Origin of the sequence: Streptosporangium sp. CA-135522, from assembly GCF_050949235.1 — a bacterium.
GTDB lineage: Bacteria > Actinomycetota > Actinomycetes > Streptosporangiales > Streptosporangiaceae > Streptosporangium.
The window spans coordinates 5,284,569-5,302,681 of sequence record NZ_CP192026.1; the positions used below are offsets into that span (position 1 = coordinate 5,284,569).

An 18,113-nucleotide genomic window follows, 5' to 3' on the forward strand; every position below is an offset into this window, starting at 1 on the left:
CCTCCCGTTTGTGGGAGGCGCCCTTGTGAACAGTTACGGCCGAGCGTGGCGGACCTGGGTCCGTTGCAGCGCCTCTCGACCTAGAAATCGAAGATACCTGAAAGGCAATGGCGATACCAGAAACTTGTTTCCAGGGACCGCCGAGCCATCCGCTTTCCGCGCTTCCGGCGATTTAGAGGCCACGCGGGTTGGTGCGGACGGAGGCTGTCTGCGGGCTGGGCCAGGACTTGCCCGCTCGGGCTGCCGGGGTTCTCGAACGTGACGCTGCGTAATTGGATACATCATCGCTTTGTGTAGTTTCACGGATCCCGCCGATCGCTGTCATCGGCCACGATCAGGCACCTACAGTTGTTGGGCCACGCCCACATAGCCGTACGATCACCCGATCTAGGACCGCGATGTCGATACACGAGAGTCTGGCGATCCTTCGCCGCGCCGCCGAATCCGGAACGGTCATCATCACGGCGTCGGAGCCCGCCTCCGCCGAAGCCGTCCGCGACCGCGAGACAGGGCTGAAGCCCCATTTCGGAACCGTCGACTGGACGGCTCCGCCCAGCTACCGGGCTTTCCTCGCCGAGCACAACACCTTTGCCTGTAAGCGCTGGGACGTCTCATCCAACGGGTACATCGAGTTCGTCGTCGTCGGTGACGATGCCATCGTCGAGCTGAACTCCGATCTCGTGCACATGCCCGAGCAGGTGGACCGCGGCGACGGCCGGTGGTTGTCCACCAACCACCTGGTCGGCTTCGCCCTCGCCGACGCAGACAACGAGGCGGTCTGGTGCTTCGATGTCACCCAGCCGGACGCAGACGGCGAATACCCGGTCTACTACCACCACTACGACGATCAGGAAGGGCGCGCACGCTACGTTGAGGGCGGGGGCTGGGAGGACCTGGCCAACTCCACCCCGGACTTCCCCACGTTGGCCGCCTGGCTGGACGCGATGGCCGACGCGTTCACCGCGCCTGAGCCACCGAGCTGGTTCGAGCGGCTGGGCTCTCCGGGCTTCTACCCGGAACTGTAGGAGGCCGTAAGGGTAGGGGTGCGGTCATGGTCGGCGATCGGCTACGTCTTCCGTGCCTTCTCGCGCGTCCTCACCCAGGCGGCGAAGGCCTCGACCGCATCGACGACCGCCTCGAAGCGGAGGGAGTGGAACAGGTCGAACGAATGCTGCGCCCCGGGCAGCTCAGCATAGACGACCGGGTTGGACGAGGTGCTCCGCAGCTTCTCGGCGAAGAGCCGGGCATTCTCTACGAGCACCATCGTATCCCGATCGCCGTGCGCGATGAAGAACGGCGGCGCGTCCGGCCTGCTGTAGGCCAGGGGAGAGGAGGCCGAGCCCTGGCCGTAGTAGTTGCCGTAGTAGCCGTTGAGGGAGATGGCGGCGGTGACCGTGGTGTCGGCGTGCTCGAACCCGGGCTGGAACGCGGGGTCATTGGGGGTGAGGGCGGCGATCGAGGCCAGATGGCCGCCAGAGGAGCTGCCCGCCACGAAGATCACCGATGGGTCGGCGCCGTAGTCGTGGCCGTGTTCCCGTACCCAGGCGATCACTTTCTTGAGGTCGATCAGATGATCGGGGAACTGCGCCGCCGGCCTCAACCGGTAGTTCGCGCTGACGCACACCCATCCTTGGCTCGCGAGCCGGTAGATGAGGGGAAGCGCCTGGCTGTTCTTCCTGCCGCTGACGTACTCTCCGCCGTGCAGGTGGATCAGCGTGGGACCGTCTGAGGGACGGGAGCGACGGCGGTAGACATCGAGCAGATTCCGCTTGCCCGCGTCGCCGTAGCCGATGTTCGCCAGCCGCTCGACGTCGCGACGGCGAACGAAGAAGGGTCTGAACAGGATGCGGGCGAGCGGAAGGCGACGGCGCAGCCGTACGGCCATATCGGGGTCGACGGCGGCGCGCCACCCGTTGCCCAGGCCCTCGGCCAGGGCACGGTCGACGACCGGGCCCGCCAGCAGCCCGCGCCGGGCGACGACCACGAGCCCGGCCGTCGTCAGGACGGCCAGCCCGACTGTCGCCCATCCGCCCGGGGCGTCGATGTCGCCCTGGCCGAGGGTCGACAATGTGGAGACGAGGAGCCAGCCGAAGGCGAGGAACGGCAACTCGTTGAGCACGAGGCCGGAACGGAAGCTCATGGCCCCGAGGAACCGCGGCCTGCGTAGCGGCGCCAGGGCGAACACCGTGCACCACGCGACGAGCGCGACGGGCACCAGATAGCCGATGGGCATGGGTCTACTCCAATGCGCTGTGCGACGCCGTTCCGACTCCACGGCGGAAGGAGCGAGCCGGCCACGGCCGTCCCGGTCAGGTTCACACTCGACAGCGTCGCCGTCGCGGTGCGGTCGCCACATCGTGCACGCGGGCACGGCGAGTCCGACCGTGGTAGAGCCGGACTCCTACTTCGGTAGGTGGCGGCCGGCCACGGCCGGTGGATGACCGGTGGATGAGGAGCCCTGTCGGGGTCGGTGTCCTCGTCCCGCTCTGCCGCCCCGGGACGGACAGCGGCCACGGACGGCGACGATCGGCCCGCCTCGATCGGGGCTCGGGAGGGGGGCGAGCCGGCGACCGGGTGCACGCGGCCCAAAGTGACCGTTTCCCGGCCCGGTCGCTCATACGGATGACGTCGCCCTCTTCTCCCGAAGGCTCAGAGGTCGGGGAGCCAGGAGCCGTGGAAGCCGGCCGGGACGCGGCGCGGGAGCCGTACGGAGGCGACGAAGTCCAGGCCGGCCGCGTCGAGGACGAGCAGTTCGGAGTTGTCCTCCGTGTGGTCGGTGACGATGGACAGCAGCCAGCCGCCGTCCTCGGCCGTGGCGCCGGAGGCGGGCACGAAGACCGCCTCACCGGGCCGCGCGCCGAGGTCCTTGACCTGGCTGGCGCCGGTCTCGGTGTCGTATTTCACCACCGCGTCGTCGGTCACCGTGTACAGGAACCGGCTGGCCCGGCCGAGCCGGTCCTCGTTGAGCGTCGGGAACTCCACCTTGCGGTCGTCGAGCTGTTCTTCTCTTACCGTGCCGCGCGCGGGGTCGAGCACCCACCGGTGCAGCGCGGCGCCGTCCGTCTCGGCGGCGGGGTTGGCGCTGTCGCCGACGCGCGACCAGATCTCGGCGAACGCACCCGGCGAATAGCGGACCGCGTCCAGCACCACCCGGCCGGAGGCGTCCTCACGGGCGTTTCCGACGTGGAAGACGTAACACGGATCGACGTCGAGCCAGGTCGTCCGGCCGCCACGGTCCATCACGCCGATCCTGGCGCCGTAGGAATCGCTCCACCGGAACGCCATGCCGCGTCCGATCCCGTCCATGTCGAAGACGACGGGCAGATCCAGCCAGACGACGTGGTTCTCCGTGATCGCGAAGTCGTGGACCATGGTCGGCCCCGGGACGTCCACGACGCGGCTTTCCACCAGCACCCCTTCGGGGGACAGGCGGTGATAGGTCAGGTAAGGGGCGACGAAGCCGTACCCGAAGAAGTGCAGCTCCCCGGTGGCCGGGTCCAGTTTGGGATGCGCCGTCATCGCGGTGGTCAACCGCCCGCCGAAGTCGTACGGGCCGGCCGTCTCCAGCTCGGGCGTCATCTCGTACGGCAGGCCGTTCTCGACCAGGGCGAGAATCCTGTCCGCGTGCCGGATGACGTGGGTGTTGGCCTTGACGGCGGTCAGGTCGAAGCCTTCCGGACCGACGAAGGAGGCGCCTTCGACGAAGGCGCGGGTGCGCACCCACCGGTTGCGGTACCACTCGGCTCGGCCGTCGCGCAGTCGCAGGCCGTGGATCATCCCGTGGCCGGCGAACCAGTGGCCCGGGTCCTGGCCGGGCAGCGGGTTGGGCCCGTTGCGGAAGTAACGGCCGGTGAGCTCGGTCGGCAGGGCGCCGGTGACCGGCAGGTCGAGGGCGCCGATCTCGTCGGGAACGGGAGCGAGATCGCCGGTGAGGTAGGCGGGTGCGGTGATGGCCATGATGGCTCCAGACGGTTCCGGGAAAGAGGGTCAGGCCGCGTAGCGGGCGGCGAGAACCTTGGGGTAGCGGACGGTGAAGACCGCGGGCGCCACGAACGTGACGACCTTGACGGCGATCACGAGGCCGGTCGCGTGCGGGGCCTCGTGCAGCAGCAGGGCCAGGCACACGGCGGCGGCGGTGAAGGCCGCGCCCCACACCGAGGTGATGACGGCGTTGGCCCGGTAGAACCGCGGGGTCTGCCAGACCTCCGGCGCGGTCATGCTTCGGGCGATGCCCAGGGTGAAGGGCTTGCGGATGGCCAGCGATCCCCAGGTGGTCAGGGCGAGCCAGGCGTTGACGAGGGCGGGGCCGTACGGAATGAGGGGGGAGTCGGGGGCCATGAAGGAGATCAGCGCGGTCACGACGAAGAACACGACGGCGCTGGACTCGATCACCATCTCATCCCATTTCCGGCCTGCCCGGCGATCGACGGCGACCACTCCGACGGCTATCACCAGACCGGCCAGCGCGCCGTAGCGCCATTCGTCGCCCGTGGCGATGACGGCGTAGACGATCCACGGGAGAAACCCGAGGAGAGTGCGGATCATTGCTGGCTCTTTTCGACATTCCTATGTAGACATGTCGAACTTAGAACTTCCTGTGGTGACATGTCAACATAGGAGGGTAGGATTCCGTCATGAGCCTTCGACACGCACTGCTGGGCCTGCTCAGCCAGGGAGCCGCGAGCGGCTACGACCTGCTGAAGATCTTCGAGATCTCCCTGGCCAACGTGTGGCCCGCCACGCAGAGCCAGGTCTACGCCGAGTTGGGCCGCCTGGCGGACGCCGGGCTGGTCGAGGTGACCGCGGAGGGGCCGCGTGGCCGTAAGGAATACGCCGTCACTCCCGCCGGGCTCGCCGAGCTGCACCACTGGCTGACCGAGGTGCAGCCCGCCCCTCTCTCCAAGCGCAGCGAGATGCTCCTGCGCGTCTTCTTCCTCGGTCAGATCAGCCCCGAGGAGAGACGCGCCTACCTGCGACGGCAGACGGAGAGCGCGGCGAGACGGAGTGAGAGGCTGATCGCACTCAAGGAGGTCGTGGAGCGGGAGGAGGATGATCTGTCGGTCTACGGCCGGCTCGCCCTGGAGTGGGGACTGCGCTTCAGCGCGATGCAGCGCGAGTGGGCCGAGTGGGTCGAAGCCGAGATCGGCGGAGACGCCGATCCCGGACCGGCGGACCCGAAGGCGGCGGGTGAGGCCGCGCCAGGGGAGTGAGCCCCTTCCACGACCTGGACGGCGACGTCGTCCTCGTCTCCCGAGCCAGGTCAAGCCGTCGGGGGCGGTGTGCAGTCCCGGCGGCATGTCATTGATGTTCCTCTTTTTTCAGGGAGTGAGGTGGCCACCGGCTCGCGCCGGCCCCTGGTGGACATCGCGAGCCGGTGGCGGGTCGCACGCTTAGGCACCGATGGCGATGCCGAACTCCGCTTCGATGATCTTGAACATGGGGTCCCAGGTCTTCCATTCGGTGTTGGTGTGGACGGCGATGGTGTGCCGCCCGTCGGGGGTGCCGACCGCGAAGAACCAGGATCCCCAGAGGCTGCCGCCGATGCCGCGCAGCGTCCGGCCGCCGGTCGCCTGCTCGTCGAACTCGAACAGGCCCAGGCCATAGCGGGTGTGCGGCATCCAGTAACCACCCTCGGTGGAGACCGTGGTCCACATCTGCCGGTGCTGGGCGGGCGGCAGCAGGCCGCCGGTGGTCATCGCGTTGAAGAAGCGGATCATGTCGCCGGTGGTGGAGACGACGTTGCCGGCCGCGTAGCCCAGGGAGGAGTTGAGCTCGGTGACGTCCAGGGGCGGCAGGCCGGGCTCTTCCATCAGCGATTCCCAGTTCTCCGGGGTGGCCGTCGACGGGTCGACGCCGTCCTTGAAGAACAGGTGGGAGTAGCCGCGCGGGTGCGGAGTGGGGTATCCGGTCTCGGTGGTGGGGCGCACCCGGGTGTGGGTCAGGCCGAGGGGCTGGACGACCCGGCGGTCGACCTCGTCGGCGTAGCTGTTACCGGTGATCTTCTCGATGATCGCGCCGGCGATGTAGAAGCCGCCGTTGGCGTACTCGAAGCGTTCGCCGGGCGCGCCGACCGGCGGTTGGGAGAGCGCCAGCCGCAGCAGTTCCTCGGTGCTGAAGGTGTCGAAGCGATGCCGGTCGAACCCGGAGCGGGTGGCGTAGCGGTGGCTGACCTCCGGGGCCAGGCCGGTGGCGAACAGGCCGCTGGTGTTGCTGAGCAGGTGCCTGATGGTGATCGTGTCGCCGTCGTAGCCGTTGACGTCCAGCACGCCGGGCAGGTGGGCGTTGATCGTGTCGTCGAGGCTGAGGCCGCCCTCGGCCTCCAGGGTCAGGATGGTCGCGGCGGTGAAGGCCTTGCCGCTGCTGCCGGTGTGGAAGTACTCGCCCGGCACGCGCGGGGCACCGGTCTCGATGTCGGCCACACCGGCGGTGCCGAACCAGGTCCGGTCACCGTCCTTGACCTCGGCGACGATGCCGGGGACGCCGACCTCCGCCACCGACCAGTCGAGCACCTGCTGCACGTTCTCGTTCGCTGCCATCGCACTGCCTTCCGTGTGGTTCTTCCGATGTCCGCAACGATGTCCGGTAGCTCTGACAGGCGGCTTATATCCCGCTTCCAGCCACACCGGCCCGGGCTGTAAGGCAGTGCTTGATCGGTAGCCTGGTGAGCATGCGGATTGAGGTGCTGGGACCGGTCCGGGCCTATGCCGACGACGGCGCGCCGATCGATGTCGGCGGCGTCATGGTTCGCGCGCTGCTGGCCCGGCTGGCACTGGCCGAGGGCGAGATGGTGTCGGTCGATGCACTCGTTGACGGCCTGTGGGGGGAGCATCCTCGAGGGGGCACCGTCAACGCGTTGCACGCGCTGGTGCATCGGCTGCGCAAGGCCGGGGCCGGGGCCGGGGTCGTGGAGACGGTGGCCGGCGGGTATCGCCTGCGCCTGCGCAGCGAGCAGGTCGACGCGGTCCGCTTCGAGGAGCTGGCCAAGCGGGGCGGTCGCGAACTGGCCGCGGGCGCTGTGCAGCGGGCGGCCTCGCTGCTGGGCGAGGCGCTGGCGCTGTGGCGGGGAGACGCGCTGGCCGACGTGCGCGATGTCCCCTTCGCCGGTACGGCCGGCGCGCGCCTGGACGAATTGCGTGTCGGGGCCACCGAAGACCGCTTCGAGGCGGAGCTGCGGCTGGGCCGCCATGGCGAGATCCTGGCCGACGTGGAGGCGGCGGCCGCCGGCCATCCGCTGCGGGAACGGCTGGCCGGGCTGCGGATGCGAGCCTTGCACGCGGCGGGCCGCCAGTCCGATGCGCTGGCCGTGTTCGAACAGGTCCGCGGCACGCTCGCCGAGGAGCTGGGCGTCGACCCGTCCGAGGAGTTGCGCAAGACGCACCTGGCCGTGTTGCGGGGCGAGCTGGAGATCCCCGAGGCGGAACAGGTCCGGCCGGAGGCGGTGCGAGGCCGTCTGCCGGCCCAGCTGACCAGCTTCGTCGGCCGGGAGGATGAGTTGAGGTTGCTGGCCGGGTTGCTGGAGACCTCCCGGCTGGTCACCGTCGTGGGGCCCGGAGGAGTGGGCAAGACCCGGCTGGCCGTGGAGGCGGTGAGCCGGCATCGGGCCCATCGGCGTGGCCGGGTCTGGCTCGTCTCCCTGGCCGCGGTGACCACGGCGGACGGGTTGCTGGAGGCGGTGCTGGGCTCGCTCAGCGTCGCCGATGCCCAGCCGTCCGGTACGCCGCTGGAGCGGGTGGTCAACCTGCTCGCCGGTGGTGAGGGCGTGCTGGTGCTGGACAACTGCGAACAGATCTCCGAACCCGTCGCGGAGTTCGCCGGGCAGCTGCTGGAGCGCCAGCCGTACCTGACCATCCTGGCCACGAGCCGAGAGCCGCTCGAGGTCATGGGGGAGACGCTGTGCCGCCTCGGCCCGCTCGACCTCCCCCCGGCGCACGCGGATCCCGATCATGCCTCCGCATCGGCCGCGGTGCGGCTGTTCCTCGACCGGGCGGCAGCCGTACAGCCCAGCTTTGTCCTGGACGCGACCACCGCGGCCCCGATCGTGGACATCGTGCGCCGGCTGGACGGGTTGCCGCTGGCACTGGAGCTGGCCGCGGCGCGACTGCGGACCATGAGCGCCGAGCAGGTCGCCCGGCGGCTGGATGACCGCTTCCGGCTGCTCAGCACCGGCAACCGGACCGCCCAGCCCCGCCAGCAGACACTCCATGCGGTCATCGAATGGAGCTGGGACCTGCTCACCTCACAAGAGCGCACACTGGCCCGCCGAATGTCGATATTTCCGGCTCGTACCGGTATCGCCGTTATCGAGGCTGTCTGTGCTGATTCGGATGGGGCGCTTCCCGCGGACGAGGTCGTCTACCTGCTGGACTCCCTGGTCGACAAGTCCATCGTGGAGCGGGCCGGCGACGGCTACCGGATGCTGGAGACCATCCGGGCCCATGCGGCGGGAAAGCTCCGGCTCGGGGGGGAGACCGAAGCCGTCCTGCGCGGGCTCGCGCGGCATTTCGCCGACCTGGCCGAGGAACACGAGCCGCTGCTGCGCTCTGACAAGCAGGTGGAGTCGCTGCGGCTGTTCCAGGCCGAGTACGACAACCTGATGTTCGCCCTGCAAACGGCCATCGACACCGGCGACGCCACTGCGGCGGCCCGCCTCCTCGGCCCGCTGTACTGGTACTGGGTCATGCTCCGCTACGACGCTCGGGCCGATGCCTACGTCGCCAAGGTCGCCGAGTTCGGTGACGCGCTGCCCGCGGACGCCCAGGCCGCGTTCACCGCGATCCACCTGGTAGCCGGCGAGGGTGGGCCGGTCACCGACCCCGAGCGGCTGCGCGCGCTCATCGACGACTGCGCGCGCACGGGCGCGCTGCGGCGTTATCCGATGCTGCTGACGATCGTGCTGGTGATGGCGCCGCTGCTCGGGCTGGACGAGCTGGTCGACCAGGAGATCGCCTGGGTGCGCGGCGGCTCGGACCGCTGGGCGATCGCCTGCACCTTCGTGATCGAAGCCATGCGGTATCGCGAACGGGGCGACCGGGAAAGCTCCGCGACCGCGATGGCGGCGGCGCTGCACGCGTTCGAGGAGGTGGGCGATCGCTGGTGGGCGGCGAAGGCGCTGTACGGCCTGGCGCAGATCCACGCCATCGGCGGTGAACACGACGAGGCGATCGCCGCCTACGAGCACAGCATCGCGATCGCCACCGCCCTCGGCTCGCAGGACGAGGTCTCGACCCGGCTCGGGCTCGCCACCGAACGCATGCGCGCCGGCGACCTGACCGGCGCCCGGCACGACATCGAAACCGCCGAACGAGCGGTCTGGGAGCGCGGTCAGCCCGTACTGGAGATCGAGGTCCTGGGCAGCCTGGCCGAGCTGTATCGCCGCTCCGGCGAGATCGAACGGGCCGACCGAGAACTCGACCGGATGGAGACACTCGCCCGCAGGCTGCGCCTTACGGCGGAGACGATCGAGAACCTACTGGTGCCCGCCAGGATGGCGAACCTCCTCACCGCCGGGAACGCCGCACCCGCGCGCGAGCTGCTGCCCCGTGCCGTGCAGGCGGCGCAGGCGCACATGGACACCCCTCGGGCCGCCCAGCTCCTGGCCCGGCTGCTGTTCCTGGAGGACGATCCGGCAGGCGCGGCCACCGCGCTCGGCCTGAGCCGGGCCATCCGCGGCACCTTCGACCACGGCGACACCGAACTGCGCTCCCTTGCGGAGGTGCTCGCGGAACGGCTCGGCCGTACCGGCTACGACACCGCCTACCAGCGGGGCGCCGACATGACACCCCACGAGGCCACCGACCGGCTGACAAGGCTGCGCGTATAAGGCCGCGGGCGGGCATCGTCGTGGGTCGAGCAATCGCGATCTCCCATCCAACCCGAAGAGATCGTCGCCCTCGCCGGATGCGCCGGTCGGGAAGACGTGTCGGATTCGCGGCGGACACCACGACGATCCGCGCCGCTAGGTCTTCGTGATGCGGACGGCGTCGGCGATGACGTACCCGCCGGTGGAGGTCCAGCGGCTCACCCCGACGACGTTGTAGATGCCGGCGGCGAGGGTGAACGTGCCGAGGCCGCGCCACTGACCGCCGTTGACGCGCTGATCGACGTTGACCACCTGGTTGCCGCCTCCGGCCGCCACGATGAACGGCGTCGAGCCGTTGTAACCGGAGTTCGCCGGATACCAGATCTCGATCCGGTAGCTGCCGGCCGCGGGGATCTGGGCCCTGAACCACGCGGGGTCACTCGCCGCGACGGGGTTGGCGAACCGGTAGTCGGAGCCGTAGAGCTGCGACGAGAAGCTCGAGGTGCCCCAGTTCGACCCGGCGGTGAAACCGGCGTCGCGGTTGTCGACGACGACGCTGAACGGCCCGGTGCCCGCGACCGCCTGGCCGGCGCTCGGCGCGCTCTCGTGGTGCACCCGGTCCAGGGCCGTCACGTAGTAGGTGTAGGTGCCGGAGACCGAGGCGGTGGTGTCGGTGAAGGACGTCCCGCGGGTCGTCCTGAGCAGGTTGCGGGCGTCGGCGAACGAGCATGGGTCCGTCGTCGTCGGAGAACCGTCGACCCGGTAGACCGCGTATGCGGCCGGGGTGCTCGAACCGTCGCGTTGCCACGACAGCGAGACCCCGCCGGAGACCCGGGTCGCCGAGGTGATCGATGGCCTGGCCGGCGCGGCCGCGGTGCCGCGGGCCGGCGGCAGAGCGGGCTTGGAGTAGTGATCGGCCACCAGGCGGGAGATGCCGCCGATCCGGTCGGCCCGCACGTCCTTGGCGCTGAAGAAGATGTCGCCGAGCACCTCCGGATGCTGCCGGTTGTCGTAGAGGTGGCTGGTGAGCTCGCCGGGCTGCTGCCAGGCCGCGTCCTGGCCCGACGCTCCGGCACGGTAGGCGGCCTGCCCGACGAGCAGTTGGACGCCGGTGTCCTTGACCGCCGCGGACCACCAGGCGGTCAGCACCGCGTAGTCGGCGACGGGATAGCCGATGTGCCAGTAGATCTGCGGCGCGATGTAGTCGACCCAGCCCTGCTTCACCCAGAGCCGGGTATCGGCGTAGATCGCGTCGTAGGACTGCATGCCGGAGGTCCGCGAGCCGAGCGGGTCGGTGGCGGCGTTGCGCCAGATGCCGAACGGGCTGACGCCGAACGCGACCCAGGATTTGGCCGTGTGAATCCGCTGGTCCAGCTCCTGCACCAGCAGGTTGACGTTGTTGCGCCGCCAGTCGCCGACGTTGTCGAAGCCGGCGCCGTACTGGGCGTAGGTGGACGCGTCCGGGATCGTCTCACCGCTGACCGGATACGGGTAGAAGTAGTCGTCGAGGTGCACGCCGTCGAGGTCGTAACGGGTGACGGCGTCCATGACGGCGTTCTCGATGAAGTCGCGGACCGCCGGGATTCCCGGGTTGTAGTAGAGCTTGCCTCCGTAGGCGAACCGCCAGCCGGGGTTCTGCCGGGCCGGGTGGCTCGGCACCAGCCGGGTGGGGTCGTCGTGGTTGGCGACCCGGTAGGGGTTGAACCACGCGTGGAACTCCAGGTTGCGGGCATGCGCCTCGCCGACCATGAACGCCAGCGGATCGTAGCCGGGGTCGACCCCCTGGGTGCCGCTCAGCCACTGCGACCACGGCTCGTAGGACGACGGCCAGAACGCGTCAGCCGTCGGCCTGACCTGCACGACGACGGCGTTCATGTTCTTCTGCACGGCGAGGTCCAGCCAGGCGCGGAACTCCGCCTGCTGCGCCGAGACGCTCAGGCCGGTCTTGCTCGGCCAGTCGATGTTGGCCACGCTGGCCACCCACATCGCGCGGAGCTGGCGTTTGGGCGTGGCCGGGTCGGTGGGGCAGACGGCGAGGGCGTCGGCCGCGCCCGCCGGTGCGGGAGCGACGATGCAGGTGAGAACGAGGGTGAGAACTGTTGCGGCAATGCGACCGATGGTGGCGAGCCGCCGCTTCCGGCCCGCTCGATACGTCGTCACAGAAGAAAAGTTTCAGCTCTTTCTGACAAAAGTGCAATAGTCTTCATGTCTTCATGAGTCACGACATGACCCCCACGGGACATTGAGGGCGAAAATCTTCTTCCAACATGTTGGTAATGTCAATTATCGACATATGTCATGAAAACCCCTTACTGTGCAGCCGTCGGCACTGTGCAGCCGGCGGTACCCCCCATCGAGGAGCGATCATGACGTTCGCCCGAACCCGATTAGCCGCCATCGCCACCTGCCTCCTCACCGCCCTCCTGGTCCTCGCGGGCCGCCCGGCCAATGCCGCTCCGGCCGATCCCCTGGCCGGCGCGTTCGCCGATGCCGCGGCCGCCCGCGACGTGCCACGCGACCTGCTCGTCGCACTCGCCTACGCCGAAACCCACCTCGACGGCCACAACGGCCAGCCCAGCGCCAGCGGCGGCTACGGCGTGATGCACCTGGTCAGCAACCCCACCAACCACACCCTCGAAAAAGCCGCCGAGCTCACCGGGCAGCCCGCCAGAACCCTGCGGACCAGTGACGCCGCCAACATCGCCGGCGGCGCCGCGGTACTGCGCGCCTACGCCGACGAGCTCGGGCTCGACGACGTCGCCCGAAAGGACATCGGCCGCTGGTACCCGGCCGTGGCCAAGTACGGCAACGCCTCCACCCCCGAGGTCGCCCGCCTGTACGCCGACACCGTCTACGACCTGCTCGGCACCGGCCTCCAGGCCGCCAAGGTGAAGATCACCGCACAGGAGGTCCACGCCGACCGCGGCGCCTACGCCCAGGCCCGCGAACTCAACGCCCAGGTCGCCAGCGCCGACTACCCCGACGCCGCATGGGTGGCCGCCAGCTCCAGCAACTACACCGCCTCCAGCCGCCCCTCCAGCTACGCCGTCGACCGGGTGATCATCCACGTCACCCAGGGCTCCTACGCCGGCACCATCTCCTGGTTCCAGAACCCCAGCGCCCAGGTCTCCGCCCACTACGTCGTACGCTCCTCCGACGGCGCCATCACCCAGATGGTCCGCGAGAAGGACATCGCCTGGCACGCCGGCAACTGGAGCTACAACACCCGCTCCGTCGGCATCGAGCACGAGGGCTACGTCAGCGACGCCTCCTGGTTCACCGACGCGATGTACCGCGCCTCGGCAGCACTCACCCGTAACATCTGCGACCGCTACGGCATCCCCAAAGACCGCAGCCACATCCTCGGGCACGTCGAGGTTCCCGGCGCCGACCACACCGACCCCGGCCCGTACTGGGACTGGAACAAGTACATGCAGTACGTCACCGGAGGCGGCACCCCCTCCTGGACCACCACCGTCGACAACGCCACCGCCGGGAAGTTCGCCGCCAGCGCGAACTGGGGCACCTCCGCCTACTCCGGCCAGCGCTACGGCGCCGACTACCGGTTCGCCGGTCCGGTGTCCGCCAGTGACCCGGCCTGGTACCGGGCGTCCATTCCCAGCTCGGGCAGCTACCGCGTCGAGGTCTGGTATCCGGCCGACCCCGGGTACAACAGCTCCGCCCCCTACATCGTCGCCACCTCGGGCGGAAACCAGACGGTGTACGTCGACCAACGCTCCGGGGGCGGCGGCTGGCACAGCATCGGCAACTTCTCACTCAACGCCGGAGACCACAACGTCGTCGGCGTGAGCCGGTGGACCTCCGGCACCGGCTACGTCATCGCCGACGCCGTCCGGATCACCCGAGTCTGAAGTGAGTACGGCTCGCGTCCTCCCGCAAGGCGCGAGCCGTACCACATCGGTCACCGGCGGGGCGGCCTCCACGGGCGCCGCCACCGGACGTCTTCATCCCCGGCTCGACTCGGCCGGGGGCGGCGGAGTGGACACGCCGGGATGGACGGCGACGATCACCCGGTGATCGCGCCCGCCCTCGGCGCCCTCGTCGTGGTACTTGGCGACCAGCGCGGCGACCGCACCGGCCAGCTCCTCGGCGAAGGCGGCGCGGTCGGCCGCCGAGGCGAACCGCACCTCGCCGTCCATCGCGAAGGTGGCCAGCTTGCGCCGGGCCCGCGACGCACCGGTGATCAGCTCGCCCACCTCGCGCACCAGCCGGGCCGCCACGGCCAGCAGCCAGCGCGACGACAGCTGGTCCGGCGAGCGGGCCGGATCGGGCTGCACGGCGGCCAGCGCGATCGGCGAGATCACGTAGGAGGAGGCCGTGGCCCGCATCACCCGCTCGGTGACGTTGCCCTTGCGCCGCTCCTCGACCAGCTCGACCAGGCCGTGCCGTTCCAGCGCCTTGAGGTGATAGTTCACCTTCTGCCGCGGCAGGCCGACCTTCGCGGCCAGCATCGTCGCCGAAGCGGGCTCGACCAGCTCGGCCAGCAGCCGGGTCCGCATCGGGTCCAGCGAGACCTCGGCCGCCGCCGGGTCCTCGATCACCGCCACATCAAACATGCCTTCACCGTGTCACCGACAATCTAATTTGTCAATATGCATAAATTTGTCGGCTTGTTCCGAGTGAAGTCGCGGCTCTGTTGATTCTCGCGCCACCTGGACGAATCGAAGACCGCGGCCACCCGACGTCCGCCGGACTCGGCTCGCATCCGACCACTGAGTCTTTGTTCGCATTCTTATGGATTCGTCCCGCGGCTCTGATAACAGGTCTGTAAGAGCATCCTGTTACATGCTCCATACAGTGCGTGAGTTTCGGCAAGCTGGGGCAGATCAGACGTGACATGGGAGGCGAGATGCACAATGATCACGACTCGGCTCACAGGCACGGCCCGCGCACAGGTCCACGCGGTCGCAGACCGTACACCGAACCGTCGGAATCGCCGCCCGAGCCTGTGACGGCTTCGGACGAGGCGTCGGCCGACGCCCGGGAGCGAACGCACGGCGCCGCCGGTGACCCGTTCATCTACGGATCACGGGTCAGCGTCGACATCCGGCCCACCTGGCAGGCTCCGCCCGCGCCCCCGCCGATCCGGCCGCACCGGCCCTGGCCCGGGCCGCGCGTCTCGCGTGACCAACTCCTGGGGCCCGCCCTGGTCTGCGGGTTCCTCGCCGCGGCCGGGATCGGTCTCTGGTCGTCCGGCTGGTCACCGACATCCCGGTCGTCCGCCGTCGAGGTCGCCGCGATGCCGACTCCGTCACGGGCGGCCGGCCATGCCCCGGTGAGCGCGCCGACGAGGACGGCCGCGCCGGCCATCGGACGTCCGCCGGGGGAGACCGCCACCGCCGACGCTCCCGCGGCCACACCCCCGGCGGCCGTCCCGGCGAAGGCCGCCCACGACCGGAAGGCGGCGTCCTCGCACGCGTCGGACCGGCCGCACGGCCGTGGCGCCCACGACGCCAGGGACGGGCGGGGCGAGCGGCGTCACGAGGTCGACGCGCCGAAGACCGCCAGGAAACCCGCATCCAGGAGCGCCAGGTCGAAAACGCCGGGGCCGCTGGCTCCGAAGCCGCGACCGCGGACGCCGCGCGGCGAGGCCGGCGACCGCGGAAACGGGGTCGGCGACCGCAGGAACACCGACGTTTCCGCCACTCCGCGCACCCCCGCGCCCGAACCCCCCGGGGCCTCTGCCGTGCCCGACACCTCCGTCGTGCCCGACAACCCCGGCGACCGGCTCAGCGCCGCCTATGCCTGCCGCCACCTCCAGCAGAGCGACTGGCGCTACGACTACTGCGTCAGGGTGTGGAACGACTACAAAAAGCGCAACGGCCTGCCGTGACCACGACGATGTTGTGCGAGGCTCCCTGCGGGCCCCGAGACCGAGCGGCTGAAGGAGCTGGCGGCAGGGACGGCTCGCGAGCTCCGGCTGACCTGGCTGGCTAAGAACCTCTGAGCCGGAGTGACGGGTGACCACGTGAGGCGATTCGCTCGGGGTCGCGTGAAGAGCCCGGGTTCGGGTTCGGGTTCGGGTTCGGGTTCGCCGAGGATGCCGCGGCCGACATCGCTGGGGTATGACATGCGCTCACTCATGACCGTCAGTTGAGCGCATCTACTCCGAACGTCAAACCGTTCCGGGAAAGTCCCAAAGACATGCGGCATCAACCCCTCATACGCTCTCAAAACACCCACTCAACTCAGCGTCACGTCAAGGACGGTGAGGTACTCGTTCGCGGCGATACTCGAGGTCACCGTCGGTCCGGTTTGAGTGGCGGCCGGCCGGTCAAGTTTGTAGATCTTCGCGCTCACCCCCTGGGTACGGGTGAGTTTGATCGTGCCGGACGGGGTGTCGTTGTAGCAGAACAGATAGAAGTGGTTCGGGTCGTTCCGGTCGATGTAGTACTCGATGGAGGAGCCGGCCGGGGCCGACACGGAGAAGGGCAGTCCCTGATCGATGCCCGTGACGGGCACGGTGTTCGGGAACGATCGGACCTTCGGCTCGAACCAGCGATCCTTGGTCGCGTTGCCCGAACCAACGAGGGCCACGGCCTTCGGGGCTATCAGGGCGTACTCCTGGTCGCTCATCGACTGGGCGCCGCCGAGAACCACGGTGTCGGCGGGGGCCAAGTCGGCGGCGGTCAGCCCGTCTTGGGGGACGATCCGGAAGGGCACGTGCCGGTGCGCCAGCGCGATGAAGGCGTCGTTGTAGGCCCTGAGCGCCGCGGAGCTGGTGTAGGTGAAGTCCTTGCTGCGCATCGGATAAAGGAGCGCCGCCCTGGCGTACGGTACCCTCCGGTCGAGGATCGGCCGGAGGGCGTCGAGGAACGGAAACGCGTTCGGCGGGTAGGCGCTGTCGGCCGTCGGATAGTAGTTGCCGGACAGTGCCAGGGTGATCGCGTACTCCCGTCGGGCCTGGATGGCGTTCCCCTCCGGCCAGCCGAGGAACCACATGGGGAAGGTCTGATCGGCGTCCCGGCTCGCCTTGGCGGCGCGGAAGGCCTCCTCGAACTTGCCGTCGAGATAGGCCGGTTCGACCTCCGGGGAGACGGCTATGCCGCCGCCGACGGTGAACTGGTTGTCGTTGCCCAGCTCGGTGCCGGTCTTGTTGTCGAGCGAGGACATCTCGAAGAACGGCGTGACGCCGTTGGCCCGTGCGGTGCCGGCGAGATCGACCAGATAGTCGCGGACGGCTTCGTGGCGGAAGTAGACGAACTTCCGCCACGTGGCGGAGTTCCAGTCGACGTTGCGCGGGACGTCCAGGCCATACGCCTGCTTGAACCCCTGGGCGAAGCCCGGATCGGACGATGCCCAGAAGGTCCCGAACGCCGTGCCCGGCAGGCTGGTCGCGTCGATATAGACGCCGTCCAGACCGGCCTGCCCGAGCGTGGTGAGACGGTCGGCGAAGAAGTTCCGCCAGCCGCTGTACGGCGAGGCCCAGTCGTCGGCGGCCCTCGCGGGAACCCAGTCGACCTTGGTCGTCGTGGTGAACGCCATCTTCCGGCCCGAGATGTCCTGCTGCAGCCAGTCCGGATGCGTGCTGGCCAAGGTGGGCCTGCCGGTCGGCCGACCGTTCGAGTCCACCGCGTCGCGGGTGATGACCTCGGCGCCGTTCAGATAGCAGACCGCTTTGAGAGCGCGTGAATGCGCCTGGGCCAGGAGGTAGCCGATCTTCGTCAGCATGTTCTGGAAACCGGTCTCGTCCACGAAGGAGTCGTACATCTGTTCCTCCTCGATGGAGAAGATGACGGTGTTCGCGCCCTTGTCCTTCGCGCTGTCGAGGCGCTCGCGGATCGACGCTCTGGTGTCGCCCGGGTTGAGGGTGTCGAAAGGCCAGACCTTCATGCCGTACGTCCATGCGGGGTAGGTCACCGCCGGCCGGCCGGTTGCGGGGGATCGGCCGGCGACGGGGGCGTGCGCGGAGCCGTACGCTCCGTCCGGCCTGGACGGCAGCGACTGGGCGAACGCGGCGAGGCCCAACGCCGCGGCCAGTGGTACGGGGAGCGCACGGATCCGGATTCGGCGCATCGACTACCTCCCGAGAGTTCGATCAGGCGGACACCGCCTACGATCGGGGCGCCAAGGCCCGAGGATCTACAACTCTCCACGAATCGAGCCCGTTGCATGGGGCAGGCGCGCGGTAGGTGGAGTGAGGTTCCCCCCGAGGTGAGGACACTCCCGACAACGGCATCGCGCGGCTGTGCAGGGTGCCGAACGTGGGCCGCAGCACCTTCTACGCCTTGCGTGAGCGGGAACCCGCCCGTCAGAGCAGGGCGGCCGAAGACGAGCGGATCGTCTATCAGGG

At 69.3% G+C, this 18,113-nt stretch carries 12 protein-coding genes and 1 riboswitch; of the genes, 5 read left to right on the plus strand and 7 right to left on the minus strand.

Annotated elements, in window-relative coordinates:
* Positions 1–8 precede the first annotated feature (8 nt).
* A riboswitch (S-adenosyl-L-homocysteine riboswitch) is annotated at positions 9–83 on the minus strand.
* A 315-nt stretch (positions 84–398) separates the two neighbouring features.
* Complete coding sequence (locus tag ACQPYK_RS24870) at positions 399–1,025, plus strand: hypothetical protein (protein WP_433235175.1); 627 nt, start codon at positions 399–401, stop codon at positions 1,023–1,025.
* A gap of 41 nt (positions 1,026–1,066) precedes the next feature.
* Here the strand turns inward: ACQPYK_RS24870 and ACQPYK_RS24875 are convergent, their stop codons facing one another.
* The 3 genes from ACQPYK_RS24875 to ACQPYK_RS24885 form a co-directional block, all read right to left on the minus strand.
* Positions 1,067–2,233, minus strand: coding sequence for an alpha/beta hydrolase (locus tag ACQPYK_RS24875; protein ID WP_433235178.1), 1,167 nt, complete (start codon positions 2,231–2,233; stop codon positions 1,067–1,069).
* A gap of 416 nt (positions 2,234–2,649) precedes the next feature.
* Positions 2,650–3,957 carry a carotenoid oxygenase family protein gene (locus tag ACQPYK_RS24880; protein WP_433235181.1) on the minus strand — a complete coding sequence of 436 codons (1,308 nt, stop codon included), beginning with the start codon at positions 3,955–3,957 and terminating at the stop codon, positions 2,650–2,652.
* Between the two features lie 30 nt (positions 3,958–3,987).
* Complete coding sequence (locus ACQPYK_RS24885; RefSeq protein ID WP_433235184.1) at positions 3,988–4,545, minus strand: hypothetical protein; 558 nt, start codon at positions 4,543–4,545, stop codon at positions 3,988–3,990.
* An 89-nt stretch (positions 4,546–4,634) separates the two neighbouring features.
* Here ACQPYK_RS24885 and ACQPYK_RS24890 point away from each other — a divergent pair, with 89 nt between their 5' ends.
* The gene (locus tag ACQPYK_RS24890; protein ID WP_433235187.1) at positions 4,635–5,210 is read left to right on the plus strand and encodes a PadR family transcriptional regulator; all 576 of its coding nucleotides are present in this window, start codon (positions 4,635–4,637) and stop codon (positions 5,208–5,210) included.
* A 180-nt stretch (positions 5,211–5,390) separates the two neighbouring features.
* On the opposite strand, the gene ACQPYK_RS24895 is transcribed toward ACQPYK_RS24890, so the two are convergent.
* Positions 5,391–6,536, minus strand: coding sequence for a serine hydrolase domain-containing protein (locus tag ACQPYK_RS24895; RefSeq protein WP_433235190.1), 1,146 nt, complete (start codon positions 6,534–6,536; stop codon positions 5,391–5,393).
* A 131-nt stretch (positions 6,537–6,667) separates the two neighbouring features.
* Between ACQPYK_RS24895 and ACQPYK_RS24900 the strand changes: the two genes are divergently transcribed.
* The gene (locus tag ACQPYK_RS24900; RefSeq protein WP_433235193.1) at positions 6,668–9,820 is read left to right on the plus strand and encodes a BTAD domain-containing putative transcriptional regulator; all 3,153 of its coding nucleotides are present in this window, start codon (positions 6,668–6,670) and stop codon (positions 9,818–9,820) included.
* Positions 9,821–9,955: 135 nt separating this feature from the next.
* Here ACQPYK_RS24900 and ACQPYK_RS24905 read toward each other — a convergent pair whose 3' ends face one another.
* Positions 9,956–11,959: a family 10 glycosylhydrolase gene (locus tag ACQPYK_RS24905; RefSeq protein WP_433235196.1), complete on the minus strand. Its 2,004-nt coding sequence runs from the start codon at positions 11,957–11,959 to the stop codon at positions 9,956–9,958.
* 206 nt (positions 11,960–12,165) lie between these two features.
* Here ACQPYK_RS24905 and ACQPYK_RS24910 point away from each other — a divergent pair, with 206 nt between their 5' ends.
* Positions 12,166–13,671 (plus strand): N-acetylmuramoyl-L-alanine amidase, encoded by a 1,506-nt coding sequence (locus ACQPYK_RS24910; protein WP_433235199.1) that lies wholly within the window; start codon positions 12,166–12,168, stop codon positions 13,669–13,671.
* A 93-nt stretch (positions 13,672–13,764) separates the two neighbouring features.
* On the opposite strand, the gene ACQPYK_RS24915 is transcribed toward ACQPYK_RS24910, so the two are convergent.
* Complete coding sequence (locus ACQPYK_RS24915) at positions 13,765–14,376, minus strand: ArsR/SmtB family transcription factor (RefSeq protein WP_433235202.1); 612 nt, start codon at positions 14,374–14,376, stop codon at positions 13,765–13,767.
* Between the two features lie 392 nt (positions 14,377–14,768).
* Between ACQPYK_RS24915 and ACQPYK_RS24920 the strand changes: the two genes are divergently transcribed.
* The gene (locus tag ACQPYK_RS24920) at positions 14,769–15,653 is read left to right on the plus strand and encodes a hypothetical protein (protein WP_433235205.1); all 885 of its coding nucleotides are present in this window, start codon (positions 14,769–14,771) and stop codon (positions 15,651–15,653) included.
* Between the two features lie 350 nt (positions 15,654–16,003).
* Here the strand turns inward: ACQPYK_RS24920 and ACQPYK_RS24925 are convergent, their stop codons facing one another.
* A complete protein-coding gene (locus ACQPYK_RS24925) occupies positions 16,004–17,836 on the minus strand; it encodes a hypothetical protein (RefSeq protein WP_433235208.1) in 1,833 nt (610 codons plus the stop codon).
* Positions 17,837–18,113 lie beyond the last annotated feature (277 nt).

Bases quoted from the DNA above. Each gene is read 5' to 3' on its own strand.
- ACQPYK_RS24870 (WP_433235175.1), top strand. From the start codon at position 399: ATGTCGATACACGAGAGTCTGGCGATCCTTCGCCGCGCCGCCGAATCC.
- ACQPYK_RS24875 (WP_433235178.1), bottom strand. From the start codon at position 2,233: ATGCCCATCGGCTATCTGGTGCCCGTCGCGCTCGTCGCGTGGTGCACG.
- ACQPYK_RS24880 (WP_433235181.1), bottom strand. From the start codon at position 3,957: ATGGCCATCACCGCACCCGCCTACCTCACCGGCGATCTCGCTCCCGTT.
- ACQPYK_RS24885 (WP_433235184.1), bottom strand. From the start codon at position 4,545: ATGATCCGCACTCTCCTCGGGTTTCTCCCGTGGATCGTCTACGCCGTC.
- ACQPYK_RS24890 (WP_433235187.1), top strand. From the start codon at position 4,635: ATGAGCCTTCGACACGCACTGCTGGGCCTGCTCAGCCAGGGAGCCGCG.
- ACQPYK_RS24895 (WP_433235190.1), bottom strand. From the start codon at position 6,536: ATGGCAGCGAACGAGAACGTGCAGCAGGTGCTCGACTGGTCGGTGGCG.
- ACQPYK_RS24900 (WP_433235193.1), top strand. From the start codon at position 6,668: ATGCGGATTGAGGTGCTGGGACCGGTCCGGGCCTATGCCGACGACGGC.
- ACQPYK_RS24910 (WP_433235199.1), top strand. From the start codon at position 12,166: ATGACGTTCGCCCGAACCCGATTAGCCGCCATCGCCACCTGCCTCCTC.
- ACQPYK_RS24915 (WP_433235202.1), bottom strand. From the start codon at position 14,376: ATGTTTGATGTGGCGGTGATCGAGGACCCGGCGGCGGCCGAGGTCTCG.
- ACQPYK_RS24925 (WP_433235208.1), bottom strand. From the start codon at position 17,836: ATGCGCCGAATCCGGATCCGTGCGCTCCCCGTACCACTGGCCGCGGCG.